This is a genomic window from Rubrivivax sp. A210 (assembly GCF_904426505.1).
Taxonomy (GTDB): Bacteria; Pseudomonadota; Gammaproteobacteria; order Burkholderiales; family Burkholderiaceae_C; genus Rubrivivax.
Genome location: NZ_CAJGBN010000019.1, coordinates 1 through 13,632, shown reverse-complemented (window position 1 = coordinate 13,632; position 13,632 = coordinate 1). Strand labels below are relative to the sequence as shown.

Below are 13,632 nucleotides of genomic sequence, written 5' to 3'. Positions count from 1 at the left end.
GGTTCGTCAGCGCATGCGCTGCATGGCCGGCCGGCCCGGTGCGCCACCGTCACTTCGCCGTCGGCATCGCGAACTCGGCGCCCTTGGCGATGCTGCCGGCCCAGCGCTGCATCACGCTCTTCTGCTTGGTGTAGAAGCGCACGCCTTCCTCGCCGTAGGCGTGCATGTCGCCGAAGAGGCTCTTTTTCCAGCCGCCGAAGCCGTGCCAGGCCATGGGCACGGGGATGGGCACGTTGATGCCGACCATGCCCACCTGCACGCGGCGCGCGAACTCGCGTGCGATGCCGCCGTCGCTGGTGAAGCAGGCCACGCCGTTGCCGAACTCGTGGTCGTTGACGAGTTGCAGCGCCTCGCCGAAGTCGCGGGCGCGCACGCAGGCCAGCACGGGGCCGAAGATCTCTTCCTTGTAGATGCGCATCGCCGGCGTCACATGGTCGAACAGCGTGCCGCCGGTGAAGAAGCCGGCCTCGCAGCCGGCCACCTGGTGGCCGCGGCCGTCGACGACCAGGCTCGCACCTTCCTCGATGCCGATGGCGATGTAGTTCTCGATGCGGTCGCGCGCCTCGCGCGTGACGATGGGGCCCATCTCGGCGTCCGCCGCCATGCCGTTGCCGATCTTCAGCGCCCGGGCGCGCTCGGCCAGCAGCGGCACGATCTTGTCGGCCACGTCGCCCACAAGGACGGCAACGCTGATAGCCATGCAGCGTTCGCCGGCCGAGCCGTAGGCGGCGCCGATCAGCGCGTCCACGGCCTGCTCGATGTCGGCATCGGGCATCACCACCATGTGGTTCTTGGCGCCGCCCAGAGCCTGCACGCGCTTGCCGAAGTGCGAGCCGCGCTCGTGGATGTAGTGCGCGATGGGCGTGCTGCCGACGAAGCTGATGGCCTTGACGTCGGGATGCTCGAGCAGCGCGTCGACCGCAAGCTTGTCGCCCTGCACGACGTTGAACACTCCGTCCGGCAGGCCGGCCTGCGTGAACAGCTCGGCCATGAAGAGCGCCGGCGAAGGGTCGCGCTCGCTGGGCTTGAGCACAAAGGTATTGCCCGCAGCGATGGCCATCGGGAACATCCAGCACGGCACCATGCAGGGGAAGTTGAAGGGCGTGATGCCGGCCACCACGCCCAGCGGCTGGCGCAGCGTCCAGTTGTCGATCCCGGTCGAGACCTGGTCGGTGTAGTCGCCCTTGAGCAGTTGCGGCACGCCGCAGGCGAACTCGATGATGTCGATGCCGCGCGAGACCTCGCCCTGGGCGTCGCTGAAGACCTTGCCGTGCTCGGCGGTGATCATCGCGGCCAGCGTGTCCCGGTTCTCGTTGACCAGTTGCAGGAACTTGTTGAGCACGCGGGCGCGGCGTATCGGCGGCGTGTCGGCCCAGTCCGCAAAGGCAGCGCGGGCGCTGGCCACGGCGGCGGCCACCTCCTGGGCGCTGGCCAGCGCCAGCTGGCGCGCGACGGCGCCGCTGGCAGGGTTGTAGACGGCCTGGCCGCGCCCGCTGGTGCCGGCGACCCGGCGGCCGGCGATGTAGTGGCCGAGTTCTTCGCTGGCGGTATAGGGCTGGATGAGGCTCATGGGGGGCTCCGGTCTGGGCTGGACGATGGCGAGAGTCTAGGCAGTGCCGGGGCGCTCTCCAAGCCTGTATTGCTGGATTCACTGTTCACATTGGCGAACAATCAGGCCATGAAACTGAAGAAGATCGATTCGCTCTGGTCGCATGTGCATGGCCTGGGCATGCTGGCCGCCATGGGCAGCTATACAGCCGCCGCGCAGCGCCTGGGCCTCAGCAAGGCGGCGATGAGCCAACGCATGGCCGAACTGGAAGAGGCCGCCGGCCTGCCGCTGGTGCGGCGCACCACGCGCAGCGTGCGCCTCACCGAGGCCGGCCAGCGGCTGGTCGACTCGACGCGCGGCGCCTTCGCCGAGATCGAGCGCAGCTTTGCCGGCATCAAGGACCTGGCCGAGGCGCCGCAGGGCCTGCTGCGCGTGACCGCGCCAGTGGCGCTGGGGCGGCAGCAGATCGTGCCGCTCATCCCGGCATTCCTGCGCCAGCACCCGGCGGTACGCATCGAGCTTGAACTGTCCGACCGCCTGAGTTCGCTGGCCCTGGAAGGCTTCGACCTCGCGATCCGCCATGCCGCGTCGGCACCTGACACCCACGTCGCCTGGACGCTGTGCGAGACGCGCTCGCTGCTGGTGGCCAGCCGCGCCTACCTGCGCCGCCGCGGCATGCCCGCCGCGCCGCTTGACCTGGCCGGCCACGACTGCATCCACTACCTGCGCGGCGACGAGGCGCCGGCCTGGAGTTTCGAGGACCTGGCCGGCGACGGCAGCCGCTTGAGCGTGCCGGTGCGCGGGCCTTTCGCGGCCAACAACAGCGAAGCACTGCGCGAGGCGGCGCTGGGCGGCGCCGGCATTGCGCTGCTGCCGGACTTCAGTGCGCGCAAGGATCTGGCCGCGGGCCGGCTGGTGGTGGTGCTGCCAGGCTGGCGCTCGGTGGGGGCCTTTGGCGAACACCTCTACGCCATCCGCCCCTACAGCCCGCATGTGCCGCGTGCCGTACACGCCTTTGTCGCCTGTTTGCGCGAGGCATTGCAGGGCGGCTTCGGCAGCGACAAGGCGGACGGCGAGCCGTCCGCCTGACACGGCCGCTGTTCAGACCTCCTGCGGCAGCCCGCTGCGCAGCGAGCGCGTGATGGCCAGGCCTATGCGCGTGGCCTCGGTGGCGTCGGCCAGTTCCAGCGTCAGCGGCGTTTCACCGCGGCAGGCAGCCACAAAGGCCTGCATCTCGTACACGAAGGCCTCGTTGAAGCGCTCGAGGAAGTCCAGCGGCGGCTGGCGGCTCACGCCGCGGGCATCGCAGGCGATGGCGTGGTCGCGCGCCGCGCCCTGGCCCACCAGGCGCTGGCCCGCCGTGCCCAGGATCTCGGTCTGCGTGTCGTGGCCGTGGGCAAAGGTGCGCGAGGCGTAGAACACGGCACGCTGGCCGCCCTCGAACTCGACGATGGCGATGCCGTTGTCGACATCGCCATCAGTCTCAAACCCTCGTGGATGGCGATGGTGCCGCTGGCGAAGACCCGAGTGGCGCGCGGGCGGCCCAGCATCCAGCGGGCAAGGTCGACGCCCTGGACGCTGCAATCCATGAAGATGCCGCCCGAGGTGGGCGCAAAACGCACGAAGAAGCCGTCGGGGTCGTTGCGGTCGCAGGTCTGCGAGCTCACCATGAAGGGCCGGCCAATGGCGCCGGATGCAATCTCGGCCTGGGCGCGCGCATAGCTGGGGTCGAAGCGGCGCACGAAGCCGACCATCGCGACCTGGCCAGGGTGCTGGCGCGCCACCGTCTCCACACGCTGGCAGTTCTCCACGCCCAGCGCCAGCGGCTTCTCGATGAAGACATGCTTGCCGGCCTGCCGCGCCGCAATGGCCTGGTCGGCGTGCAGCGTGGTCGGCGTCACCAGCACCACGGCATCGATCTGCGGGTCGCGCACGAAGCGGTTGAAGTCTTCGTGCAGGCTATTCACGCCCAGTTCATTGCGGGCCCATACCCGTTCGGCCGGCACCGGGCTGCAGGCACTCACCAGGGTGGCGCCGCGGGCGCGGAAGCGCAGCAGTTCGGCGTGCCGCTTGCCCAGACGGCCGAGGCCGGCGATGCCGACGCGCAAGGTGTTGGCGGGGGTCACGGCAACCGCCTTCAGAACTGCACCGGCTGGCCGCTGCGGGCGCTCTCGGCGGCAGCGTCGGCGAGCTTTTGCGCTGCCACGCCGTCGGCCACCGTGGTCTTGAAGGGCTGGCCCGATTGCAGGCACTCGAAGAAGTGCGCAATCTCCAGCCGGTAGGCCGCGGCATAGCGCTGAAGAAAGAAGTTCTCGGGCTTGTCGCCGCGGATGCCCATGGCGTCCCACTGCACCACCTCGGTGGGCCTGTGGTTGCCGCATTGCAGCAGGCCGGCCGAGCCCAGCACCTCGAAGCGCTGGTCATAGCCGTAGGCGGCGCGGCGCGTGGTGTTGATCTGGCACAGCCGGCCCTTTTGCGTGCGGATGGTCACCGCCGCGCTGTCGAAATCGCCGGCCGCGGCGATGGCCGGGTCGGTCAGCACCGAGCCGGTGGCGCTGATCCAGGCGGCTTCGTCGCCGTCGCCGCTGCACAGGATCCAGCGGAAGACGTCGAGGTCGTGGATCAGCATGTCACGGAAGATGCCGCCCGAGGCCTTGAGGTATTCCACCGGCGGCGCGCCAGGGTCGCGGCTGGTGATGACCAGCATCTCGGGCGTGCCGATCTCGCCCCGCGCCAGGCGCGCATGGGCCTCGCCAAAGGTGGGGTCGAAGCGGCGCTGAAAGCCGATCATGCAGGCCACGCCGGCGGCCTTGACGGCATCGACGCAGGCCTGGGCGCGCGTCACCGAGAGGTCGACCGGCTTCTCGCAAAAGATGTGCTTGCCGGCCTGGGCGGCGCGCGTGATGAGATCGCTGTGGGTGTCGGTGGGCGAGCAAATGGCCACCGCCTCGATGCTCTTGTCGGCAAAGACATCGGCGATGGTCGCCACCTGGGCGCCGAGCCTTTGCGCCAGCTCGGCGGCAAACTGCGCCGACGGGTCGCTGACGTACTTGAGCGTGACGCCCGGCAGCGCGGCCAGGTTGGAAGCATGGATGCGGCCTATGCGGCCGGCGCCAAGGACGGCGACGTTCTTCATGGGGGGTGCTTTCCTGTAGCGTGGGCGGGGAGACTTGCGCGCCCAGGCTGCCGGCACGCGCATCGGTTTCGAATTCCTATACCAATGATAGAATTAAATGAAACGATTTTTCTATTCAATCGACGACAGCGCCATGAAGATCTGGCAGCGCCCTCCCTCCCGGACATCGGCGTGGCCACGCTCACGCGGCCGGACCCCTTCATGCAGGCCATGGCCATGACCACGGTGTCCAAGGCGACACTGTGGGCGCACATCAAGGCCTTGGTGCGCTGAACATCGCCATGCACCACACCACCGCCAGCGCAGCCGCCGCGCGAGACGCCGGGCGCTACGACAGCTTGCTCGGCTGGTACTTCGTGCTCGTCTGGGGCTCGGGCTATCTGGCCTCCAAGGCCGGGATGCAGTTTGCGGCGCCGCTCACCTTTCTGTCGCTGCGCTATGCCTTCGGCCTGGCTTGCATGGCGGCGTGGCTGCTGGTCGCGAAGGCGCGTTGGCCGGCCAGCCGGCGCGAGTTTCTCCATCTGTGCGCCGCCGGGCTGCTGATGCACGCCGTCAACCTCGGCGGCAGCCACTTCGCGCAATACCTGGGCATGTCGGCCGGCGTCACCGCGCTCGTGCTCGCGACGCAGCCGCTGTTCACGGCCGTCGTCGCACACCGCTTCATGGGCCAGCGGCTGGTGGCGTGGCAGTGGCTGGGGGTCTTGCTCGGCCTGGCCGGCGTGCTGTTCGTCGTCTGGCACAAGATCGATGTCAGGGCGGTCAGCGTGGGCAGCCTGGTGGCGGTGGCCATCTCGCTCGCGGCCATCACCAGCGGCACGCTGTACCAGCGCGTGTTCTGCCCCAGCGCCGATCTGCGGAGTTCGGCCTTCATCCAGTTCGGCACCTCGCTGCTGGTGCTGGCGCCGCTGGCCTGGCAGTTCGAGGGCTTTGCCGTGCAATGGCGCTGGCCGCTGCTGGGCTCCATCGCCTACCTCGTGATCCTGGCGTCGATTCTTGCCGTGAACGCGCTGCACGGGCTGATGCGGCGCGGCCATGCCACCAAGGTGACGAGCCTGTTCTTTCTGACGCCGGTGGTGGCGGTGCTGCTCGAATGGGCCATGTTCGACGTGTTGCCCACCGCGCTCAGCGTGGCGGGCATCGCCGTCACCTGCGCCGGCGTCGCCCTCGTTTCGGCCGGGCGACGTTAGCGCGCGAGGGGCCGGCCCGCCGGTGAAAGCCCTGCTGGGCCACGGCCGGATTTGGGGCACCATGGCCGCGGCGGCACTGCCGCTCGCAACAGCCGCCACCACAAACCGCAAGAGGAGACCCGACATGGCCCACACCCAACGTTCCAGTCTTGTGCCCACCCTGCTGGCCGCCGTCGCAGCGCTGGCCGCCGGCGCCGCGCTGGCCCAGGCACTGCCCACGGCCGCGCCCGAGAGCGTGGGCATGTCGTCCGAGCGGCTGGACAAGCTGACCACGGTGTTCCAGAAGGAGATCACCGACAAGAAACTGCCCGGCGCCGTGGTGATGGTGGCGCGCAAGGGCAAGCTGGTCTATGCCAAGGCCTTCGGCAGCCTCAACAACGCCAGCGGCGGCGCCATGGCCACCGATTCGATCTTCCGCATCTACTCGATGACCAAGCCGCTGGCCTCGACCGCGCTGATGATGCTGGTCGAGGACGGCCGGGTGCAGCTCACCGACCCGGTGGGCAAGTTCCTGCCCTCGTTCAAGAACCCCATGGTCAGCGCGCCCACCTTCGACCCCGTGTTCGGCGGCGTGGCCTACAAGCTGGTGCCGGCCAATCGCGAGCCGACGATCCAGGATCTGCTGCGCCACACCTCGGGCCTGGCCTATGGCGAGCTGACCAAGAACACGCTGGTGCGCGAGGCCTACATCAAGGCTGGGGTCTACAAGCCCACGCTGGACTATGACGCGCGCACGCTGTCGGGCGCCGAGATGGCCGAGGGCCTGGGCAAGGCGCCGCTGGCGCAGCAGCCGGGCACGGCCTGGGAATACAGCCTGTCGGTGGACGTGCAAGGCCGCGTGGTCGAGGCGGTGTCGGGCCAGCGCCTCGGAGACTTTCTGCAGCAGCGCTTGTTCAAGCCGCTCAAGATGGTCGACAGCGGCTTCTCGGTGCCGGCGGCCAAGGCCGCGCGCCTGGCCGAGGCCTTCCCGAAGGACCCGGCCACCGGCGTCGACAACAAGCTCATCGACGTGAGCCAGACCCCCGGCAATGATTCGGGCGGCGCCGGTGGTGTCAGCACCGCGGGCGACTACCTGCGCTACTGCCAGGCCATGCTCAATGGCGGCCAGCTCGAGGGCACGCGCATTCTCTCGCGCAGCACGGTGCAGCTGATGACTTCCGACCACCTGGGCCCGGTGCTGGCGTCAGCGGCCGTCAACCCCGGCGCGCTGCTGATGGGCGTGGCCGGCTACACCTTCGGCCTCGGCTTCATGGTGCGCCAGGGCGACGGCATGGCCGGTGTACACGGCTCGGCCGGTGAATTCATGTGGGCAGGCTATGCCGGCACCTTCTTCTGGGCCGAGCCCAAGGAGCAAATCTGCGGTGTCTACATGAGCCAGGCACCGAGCCCGCTGCGCGCCTACTACCGCCGCGCGATGAAGGACCTGGTGTCGCAGGCCATCGTCGACTGAGAGCCCGCAGGCCTCGTCGGGCTAACCGCCATAGAGCGCGCGGGCCTGATCGCTGAGGACCGCGTCGAAGCCTGCCTCACCCAGCGCCGCGAGAACCGGCGCCTGGGTCGCGCCATAGCCCGGCAGCTGCGCGGGCGCAATGCCGGTGTGCGGCCAATCGGAACCCCAGACCATGCGCGGCCCAAACATCGCGGCCACGCGCTGCACATGGGGCTGCAGCGCGGCATAGGGGTGCGTGGCACCCAGGCGGTACCAGCCCGACAGCTTGATCCAGGCCCCGCCCGCGGCCAGCGCCCGGGCCGCGGCCCAGGCCGGGGCGTCATCGGCCTGGGCCGTGCCCAGCCCCGCCAGATGGTCGAGCACGAAGCGCAGGCCGGTCTCGGCCTGCCAGGCCACCAGGCGAGGCAAGGCGTCGGCTTGCACGTACCACTGCACATGCCAGCCGCGCTCGCGCAGCCGCGGCGCGAGTGCGGCCAGGTCGGCCGCCACATCGCCGCTGTGGCCGGCCGGCGAGACGAGGTTGAAGCGCGCGCCGCGCACGCCGGCGGCATGGAGGCGGTCGAGTTCGGCGTCGCTGATGTCCGTGTCGACCACGGCCACGCCGCGGTGCCGGCCCGCCGCGGCTTCCAGCGCCCGCAGCATCACCGCGTTGTCGCTGCCGTAGACGCTGGGCTGGACCAGCACCAGATGGCCCACGCCGTGGTGCTGCGCCAGGGCCTCGATCTCGCCCAGGGGCCGGTGCGCGGGCAGGTAGTGGCCCGGCCGCACCGGCGCCGCGGCATCGAAGACGTGGACGTGGCAGTCCCAGCCCGCGGCCGAAGAATCGTTGGCAGGCATCGCCCCCTCACTCGCGCGTGATGCGGCGCTCGCGCACCACCTTCGCCCACAGCGCCTGCTGGGCCTTCAGGAAGTTGGCGGCCTCGGGCTCGTTGCCGCCGAAGACCTCGCCTCCGAGCGCGCGCACGCGCGCCAGCACCTCGGGGTCGGACATGGCCTTGCGGATGGCCGCGGCCAGCCTGGCGCGCACCGCGGCCGGAACGGCGGCCTGTGCCAGCACCGGGTTCCACTCCAGCACCTCGTAGCCCTTGAGCCCGGCCTCCTCCAGCGCCGGCACCTCGGGCAGCACGCGCGAGCGCAGCCTGGACGTCACCGCCAGCGCGCGCAGCCGGCCCGACCGGATGTGCCCCAGCGACGAGGCCACATTGGCAAAGAAGAGCGGCACCTGGCCGCCCATCACGTCATTGAGAGCCGGGCCGCCGCCGCGGTACGGGATGTGCGACATCTCGACCTTGGCCATGGCCTCGAACAGCGCGCCGGCCAGGTGCTGGGCCGAGCCATTGCCCGACGAGGCATAGGCCAGCGTGCCGGGCCTGGCGCGGGCCAGGCGCAGCACGTCGGCCACCGAGCGGGCCTCGAAGCTGGCGGTGCAGACCAGCACATTGGGGTAAGCCGCCAGCACGGCCAGCGGCGCGAAGGCGCTGGCCGTGTCGTAGGGCAGCTTGTCGAACAGCGAGGGGTTGACGGCAAAGGACGAGGCGTCGAGCAGCAGCATGGAGCCGTCTGGCGTGGCGCGTGCCACCTGGGCCGCGGCCACTGTGCCGCTGGCCCCGGGCTTGTTCTCGACGATGACGGGCTGGCCCAGTGCCTCGGCCATGCGCGGCGCAATGAGCCGCGCCATCACATCGGCACCGCCGCCGGCGGGGTAGCTCACCACCAGCGTGATGGGCCTCCCACCGGCAATGTCGCCGGCGGCGAAAGCGCGGCCCAACGGGGCCGCGAGCAGGGCAGCGCCGGCGGCCAGCAGGCCGCGGCGGCGCGAGAGTTCGAGCAGGGTCATGGGCATCCTCAGGTGATGGCAACGGTGTAGTGGAAGGCGTTGGCGTCGCCCAGCGTCGTGCGCCATTCGACGCAGCGGCCGGCCAGGTCGAAGGCCTGGCGCTGCACGCGTGCGCAGGGGTGGCCTGCCGCCAGGCGCAGCGCCCGCGCCTGGACGGCGCCGAGGCGGCCAAAACCTATGGTGTCGACGGCACGCTGCACATGGACGCCGCAGCGCTCGGCATAGAAGGGATAGAGCAGATCGCCCCAGCCGGCCGGGTCGCCCCCGGTCAGCGGCGCGAACAGGGGCAACGGCAGCCAGATCTCCTCCAGCAGCGCCGGCTGGCCGCCCACCGTGCGCAGCCGCTTCAGCCGCAAGGCCTGCTCGCCGGGGCCGATCGCCAGCACGCGCGCCACCTCGGCCGGCGCCGCCAGCGCCTCGCGCGCCAGGATGCGCGACTGCGGCGCCTGTTCACCGGCCGCGCCGAAGCGGAAGAAGCGCAGCATGGTCGCGCCGCTCAGCCCCTGCCGAACGAAGGTGCCGCGGCCGTGGCTGCGCTCGACCAGGCCTTGCTCGGCCAGCAGGTCCAGTGCCCGCCGCATGGTGCCAAGCGCGACGCCGTGCTCGGCGGCCAGCGCCTGCTCGGCCGGAATGGCGCTGCCCGGCGGCCACTCACCGGCGATGATGCGCGAGCGCATGGCCGCGGCCAGCGCGCCATAGCGGCTCTGGCCGGGTTCGGATTCGACAAGACGCAGGCTTGGCATATCTAGTCCTCTATAGGACTAGAGTTTGCAAGGTCTTGTTCGCCTTGTCAACTTGCGCCTGCCGGCTCCCTGCACCGCCCTGCGCGCCCCGGACAGGCCAGCTGCGGCTCAAAGCCCTGCGATTTCCACCCGCTCAGGGAAAGCGCCTAGCCTGGCTCGCAATTTCGTATCCATGGCGGTCAAGGCCATACGCGCAGCCTGGGGCGGCAAGGCCTATCGTTCGGGCCTGCGCCGCTGCGAAGGCGGCCCTTGTCTCACCCCATGCCCGCCGCCGCGGGTGCCCAAGAAGGAGAGCCTCATCATGGCAAGAGAACTGCAAGGCAAGGTCGCGGCCGTCACCGGCGCCGCATCGGGCATAGGGCTGGCGAGTACCGAGGCCCTGCTGGCCGCCGGCGCCCGCGTGGTGCTGGTCGACCGCGACGGGGCGACACTGAAGGCGGCCTGCAGCCGGCTGGGCGAGGCGGCGACACCGCTGGTGCTCGACCTGCTCGACCCCCAGGCCTGCGCGGCGCTGATGCCCCGCATCCTCGAGCAGGCCGGCCGGCTGGACATCTTCCACGCCAATGCCGGCACCTATGTCGGCGGCGATCTCGTCGATGCCGACACGGCGGCAATGGACCGCATGCTCAACCTCAACGTCAACGTCGTGATGAAGAACGTGCACGACGTGCTGCCCCACATGATTGCGCGTGGGTCAGGCGACATCATCGTCACCAGCTCGCTCGCGGCCCACTACCCCACACCCTGGGAACCGGTCTATGCCGCGTCCAAGTGGGCCATCAACTGCTTCGTGCAGACGGTGCGGCGCCAGGTCTTCAAGCACGGCCTGCGCGTCGGCTCCATCTCGCCCGGCCCGGTGATCAGCGCCCTGCTCGCCGACTGGCCGGCCGAGAAGCTGGCCGAGGCCAAGGCCGCGGGCAGCCTGCTCGAGGCCAGCGAGGTGGCCGAGGTGGTGATCTTCATGCTCACGCGGCCGCGCGGCATGACCATCCGCGACGTGGTGATGATGCCGACAAACTTCGATTTGTAGCGGAACCTGGGCGAAACGCGCTGGGGCGGCCGGCGCGATTGAACCGCCCTGCCCACCCCCTGCTCAGGCCGCGCCCCTGACCCCGACGTAAAGCGCGTACAGCGAATGGCTGGCCGCCATGTAGAGCCGGTTGCGCTTGGGCCCGCCGAAGCAGAGGTTGGCGCAGCGCTCGGGCAGGCGGATGAAGCCTATGGCGCGGCCTGCGGGGTTGAAGACCATCACGCCGTCGAGATCGGCTGAACTCGCGCCCGGCCGGCCGTCGCTGCCCCAGCCGCACCAGAGGTTGCCGTCTGCGTCGACGCAGATGCCGTCGATGGCGCCGGCGCCGCCGGCATCGACTGCAAGCGTCTTGTGGGCGAGGGTCGCGCCATCGGCCGCGATCTCGTAGCGCCAGATCTTGCGGCTGGGCTGGGCGCGCGATTCGACGATGTAGATCGCCTTCTCGTCGGGCGTGAAAGCCAGGCCGTTGGGTCCGGCAAGCTCGACCGTGACCAAGCCTAGCTGGCCATCGGGCGCGATGCGGTAGACCGAATGCGGCAGCTCCGGCGTCGCGGCATCGCCTTCCCAATCGCCGCTGATGCCGAAGGGCGGGTCGGTGAACCAGACCGAACCGTCGGACCTGCAGACCACGTCGTTCGGTGAATTCAGCCGCTTGCCGTTGAAGCGGTCGGCCAGCACGACGATGCGGCCGTCGAATTCGGTGCGGGTGATGCGGCGCGTGAGGTGTTCGCAGGAGACCAAGCGCCCCTGGCCGTCGCGGGCGTGGCCGTTGGCAAAGTTGGACGGCTTGCGGAACTCGCCCCAGGCGCCGCTGACCTCGTCGTAGCGCATCACGCGGTTGTTGGGGATGTCGCTGACCAGCAGGTAGCGCCCGGCCGGAAAGTACACCGGTCCCTCGGCCCAGCGCATGCCGCTGCCCAGGCGTTCCACCGCGCTGCTGTAGATGCGGTACTTGGTGAAGCTGGGGTCCAGGATCTCCAGCGCCGGATCGGGGTAGCGCAGGCTGGGCGTGAAGGCGGGTTCGTTCATGGCTTCTTGCGGCTCAGGCCCGGCGGGCGCGCTGCGTGGGCGGCGTGTAGTCCTGGGTCACGAAGGCGCCGCCCTGAAAGCTGCGCGCCACCTCGTCGAGCGGGTTGGGCTGGGCCAGCAGGGCGGCCGCCCAGTCCTCGGCGTTCTGCGTCGGCTCGTAGCCGATCACATTGCCCTCGGAGAGGTCGTAATAGGCACGGCTGTTGTTGGAAATGCCCCAGACCGCGGCATAGCCGACCGATTCGGCCTCTATGCAGCGCTGCACCAGCTGCAGCAGGTCTTCGGTGCCCATCCAGGTGCTGAGCTGGCGCGCGTTCTTGGGGGGCTTGCCCATCGTCGTGCCTATGCGCAGCGAGATGCCTTCGATGCCGTGCTTGTCCCAGTACATGCGCGCCAGGGCCTCGCCCCAGACCTTGGACAGGCCGTAGAAGCCATCGGGGCGGTAGGCGCTGCCGAGTTGCAAGCGCTCTTGCACCGGGTACATGCCGAAGGCGTGGTTGGAGCTGGCGAAGACCACCCTTCTGACCTTGTGCCGGCGCGCGCCCTCGTAGACCTCGACCAGCGCGCGCAGGTTGTTGTCGATGATCTCGGGCAGTGGCTTCTCGACGCTGGTGCCGGCCATGTGGATCAGCACGTCGACGCCGGCCAGCAGCCGGTCGACCACCGCCGGGTCGCGCAGGTCGCCGTGCATCACGTCCTCGCCGTCAAACAAGGGCATGAGCGGGCGCGAACCGCCGGCCGCGCGCAGGTCGATGCCGCGCTCGCGCAGGCCCTTGCGCAGAATGCTGCCGACGATGCCGCCGGCGCCGCTCAAGGCGACTTTGCTCATTTGAGATCCTCGAAGGAGTGTTTGGAAAGGCGGGGCGTTGGCGGCGCCTCAGTGGGCATAACCCATGAGCAACCTTGGCAGCGCCAGCGAGAACGAGGGCACGTAGGTGACCAGCATCAGCGCCGCCACCAACGCGCCGTAGAAGGGCCAGATCGTCTTCATCACCGCGCCGACCGAGATCTCGCCGATGGCGCAGCCGACGAACTGCGTCGTGCCCACCGGCGGCGTGTTGAGGCCCAGCGCGCAGTTGATCAGCATCACCATGCCGAACTGCACCGGGTCCATGCCGAACTTCATCGCGATGGGCAGGAAGATGGGCGTGGCGATCAGGATCGTGGCCGCCATGTCCATGAACGTGCCCAGCACGAAGAGGATGACGTTGATGAGCAGGAACACGACCCAGGGCGTGGTCGACACCTTGCCCAGCAGCTCGCCCATGAAATCGGCCACCTCGTACAGGCCCATGAGGTACTGGAACATGGCCGAGACGCCGATCAGCAACAGCACCACGCCGGTGGTCTTGACGGCCTTGGCGGCGGCCAGCATCAGGTAGTGCCAGTTCATCGTGCGGTAGATCAGAAAGGTCAGCAGCAGCGTGTAGATCACCGCGATGGACGCCGCCTCGGTGGCGGTGAAGACGCCCGACAGGATGCCGGCCAGGATGATGACCACGATCAGCAGCCCCGGCACCGCCGCCGCCGCGGCATGGAAGACACCGGCCCAGCCCGGGAACACGCCGGCCGGGTAGCCGCGCGAGACCGCCACCGCGTAGGCGGCGATCAACATGCAGACCATCAGCACTGCCGCGGGCAGCAGGCCGGCGGCGATGAGGGCGCCCACCG

The 13,632-nt window shown here is 69.7% G+C and carries 12 protein-coding genes and 1 pseudogene; 4 read left to right on the top strand and 9 right to left on the bottom strand.

Annotation, left to right across the window (positions count from 1 at the left end; all coding sequences use genetic code 11):
• Nucleotides 1-49: 49 nt before the first annotated feature.
• A complete protein-coding gene (locus JMV16_RS13265) occupies nt 50-1,570 on the bottom strand; it encodes a CoA-acylating methylmalonate-semialdehyde dehydrogenase (RefSeq protein WP_201494764.1) in 1,521 nt (506 codons plus the stop codon).
• Between the two features lie 108 nt (nt 1,571-1,678).
• Here JMV16_RS13265 and JMV16_RS13260 point away from each other — a divergent pair, with 108 nt between their 5' ends.
• A complete protein-coding gene (locus JMV16_RS13260) occupies nt 1,679-2,638 on the top strand; it encodes a LysR family transcriptional regulator (RefSeq protein WP_201494763.1) in 960 nt (319 codons plus the stop codon).
• 12 nt (nt 2,639-2,650) lie between these two features.
• On the opposite strand, the pseudogene JMV16_RS13255 reads toward JMV16_RS13260, so the two are convergent.
• Together JMV16_RS13255 and iolG are read right to left on the bottom strand one after the other, a co-directional pair.
• Nucleotides 2,651-3,675, bottom strand: a pseudogene (locus tag JMV16_RS13255) (Gfo/Idh/MocA family oxidoreductase).
• An 11-nt stretch (nt 3,676-3,686) separates the two neighbouring features.
• Complete coding sequence (gene iolG, locus JMV16_RS13250; RefSeq protein WP_201494762.1) at nt 3,687-4,685, bottom strand: inositol 2-dehydrogenase; 999 nt, start codon at nt 4,683-4,685, stop codon at nt 3,687-3,689.
• 281 nt (nt 4,686-4,966) lie between these two features.
• Here iolG and JMV16_RS13245 point away from each other — a divergent pair, with 281 nt between their 5' ends.
• Both JMV16_RS13245 and JMV16_RS13240 read left to right on the top strand, forming a co-directional pair.
• The gene (locus JMV16_RS13245; RefSeq protein WP_201494761.1) at nt 4,967-5,872 is read left to right on the top strand and encodes a DMT family transporter; all 906 of its coding nucleotides are present in this window, start codon (nt 4,967-4,969) and stop codon (nt 5,870-5,872) included.
• Nucleotides 5,873-5,996: 124 nt separating this feature from the next.
• Nucleotides 5,997-7,322, top strand: coding sequence for a serine hydrolase domain-containing protein (locus JMV16_RS13240; protein ID WP_201494760.1), 1,326 nt, complete (start codon nt 5,997-5,999; stop codon nt 7,320-7,322).
• Nucleotides 7,323-7,343: 21 nt separating this feature from the next.
• Here the strand turns inward: JMV16_RS13240 and JMV16_RS13235 are convergent, their stop codons facing one another.
• From JMV16_RS13235 to JMV16_RS13225, 3 genes are read right to left on the bottom strand one after another with little or no spacing between them, the layout of a single operon-like run.
• On the bottom strand, nt 7,344-8,159 hold the full coding sequence (locus JMV16_RS13235) for an amidohydrolase family protein (protein WP_201494759.1): 816 nt from the start codon (nt 8,157-8,159) through the stop codon (nt 7,344-7,346).
• Nucleotides 8,160-8,166: 7 nt separating this feature from the next.
• Nucleotides 8,167-9,159: a tripartite tricarboxylate transporter substrate binding protein gene (locus JMV16_RS13230; protein ID WP_236580508.1), complete on the bottom strand. Its 993-nt coding sequence runs from the start codon at nt 9,157-9,159 to the stop codon at nt 8,167-8,169.
• 8 nt (nt 9,160-9,167) lie between these two features.
• Nucleotides 9,168-9,902: a GntR family transcriptional regulator gene (locus tag JMV16_RS13225; protein WP_201494757.1), complete on the bottom strand. Its 735-nt coding sequence runs from the start codon at nt 9,900-9,902 to the stop codon at nt 9,168-9,170.
• A 301-nt stretch (nt 9,903-10,203) separates the two neighbouring features.
• Here JMV16_RS13225 and JMV16_RS13220 point away from each other — a divergent pair, with 301 nt between their 5' ends.
• A complete protein-coding gene (locus JMV16_RS13220) occupies nt 10,204-10,932 on the top strand; it encodes an SDR family oxidoreductase (protein ID WP_201494756.1) in 729 nt (242 codons plus the stop codon).
• Between the two features lie 63 nt (nt 10,933-10,995).
• On the opposite strand, the gene JMV16_RS13215 is transcribed toward JMV16_RS13220, so the two are convergent.
• The 3 genes from JMV16_RS13215 to JMV16_RS13205 all read right to left on the bottom strand — a co-directional run.
• Nucleotides 10,996-11,961, bottom strand: coding sequence for an SMP-30/gluconolactonase/LRE family protein (locus tag JMV16_RS13215; RefSeq protein ID WP_201494755.1), 966 nt, complete (start codon nt 11,959-11,961; stop codon nt 10,996-10,998).
• Nucleotides 11,962-11,974: 13 nt separating this feature from the next.
• Nucleotides 11,975-12,790, bottom strand: a complete 816-nt coding sequence (locus tag JMV16_RS13210; RefSeq protein WP_201494754.1) for an NAD-dependent epimerase/dehydratase family protein — start codon at nt 12,788-12,790, stop codon at nt 11,975-11,977.
• A 48-nt stretch (nt 12,791-12,838) separates the two neighbouring features.
• The coding region (locus tag JMV16_RS13205; RefSeq protein ID WP_201494753.1) for a TRAP transporter large permease at nt 12,839-13,632 on the bottom strand (794 nt) is incomplete at its 5' end.

Excerpts from the sequence above, each read along its gene's own strand:
- iolG (WP_201494762.1), bottom strand. The coding sequence starts at position 4,685 with ATGAAGAACGTCGCCGTCCTTGGCGCCGGCCGCATAGGCCGCATCCAT.
- JMV16_RS13240 (WP_201494760.1), top strand. The coding sequence starts at position 5,997 with ATGGCCCACACCCAACGTTCCAGTCTTGTGCCCACCCTGCTGGCCGCC.
- JMV16_RS13235 (WP_201494759.1), bottom strand. The coding sequence starts at position 8,159 with ATGCCTGCCAACGATTCTTCGGCCGCGGGCTGGGACTGCCACGTCCAC.
- JMV16_RS13210 (WP_201494754.1), bottom strand. The coding sequence starts at position 12,790 with ATGAGCAAAGTCGCCTTGAGCGGCGCCGGCGGCATCGTCGGCAGCATT.
- JMV16_RS13220 (WP_201494756.1), top strand. The coding sequence starts at position 10,204 with ATGGCAAGAGAACTGCAAGGCAAGGTCGCGGCCGTCACCGGCGCCGCA.
- JMV16_RS13265 (WP_201494764.1), bottom strand. The coding sequence starts at position 1,570 with ATGAGCCTCATCCAGCCCTATACCGCCAGCGAAGAACTCGGCCACTAC.
- JMV16_RS13260 (WP_201494763.1), top strand. The coding sequence starts at position 1,679 with ATGAAACTGAAGAAGATCGATTCGCTCTGGTCGCATGTGCATGGCCTG.
- JMV16_RS13230 (WP_236580508.1), bottom strand. The coding sequence starts at position 9,159 with ATGACCCTGCTCGAACTCTCGCGCCGCCGCGGCCTGCTGGCCGCCGGC.
- JMV16_RS13225 (WP_201494757.1), bottom strand. The coding sequence starts at position 9,902 with ATGCCAAGCCTGCGTCTTGTCGAATCCGAACCCGGCCAGAGCCGCTAT.
- JMV16_RS13215 (WP_201494755.1), bottom strand. The coding sequence starts at position 11,961 with ATGAACGAACCCGCCTTCACGCCCAGCCTGCGCTACCCCGATCCGGCG.
- JMV16_RS13245 (WP_201494761.1), top strand. The coding sequence starts at position 4,967 with ATGCACCACACCACCGCCAGCGCAGCCGCCGCGCGAGACGCCGGGCGC.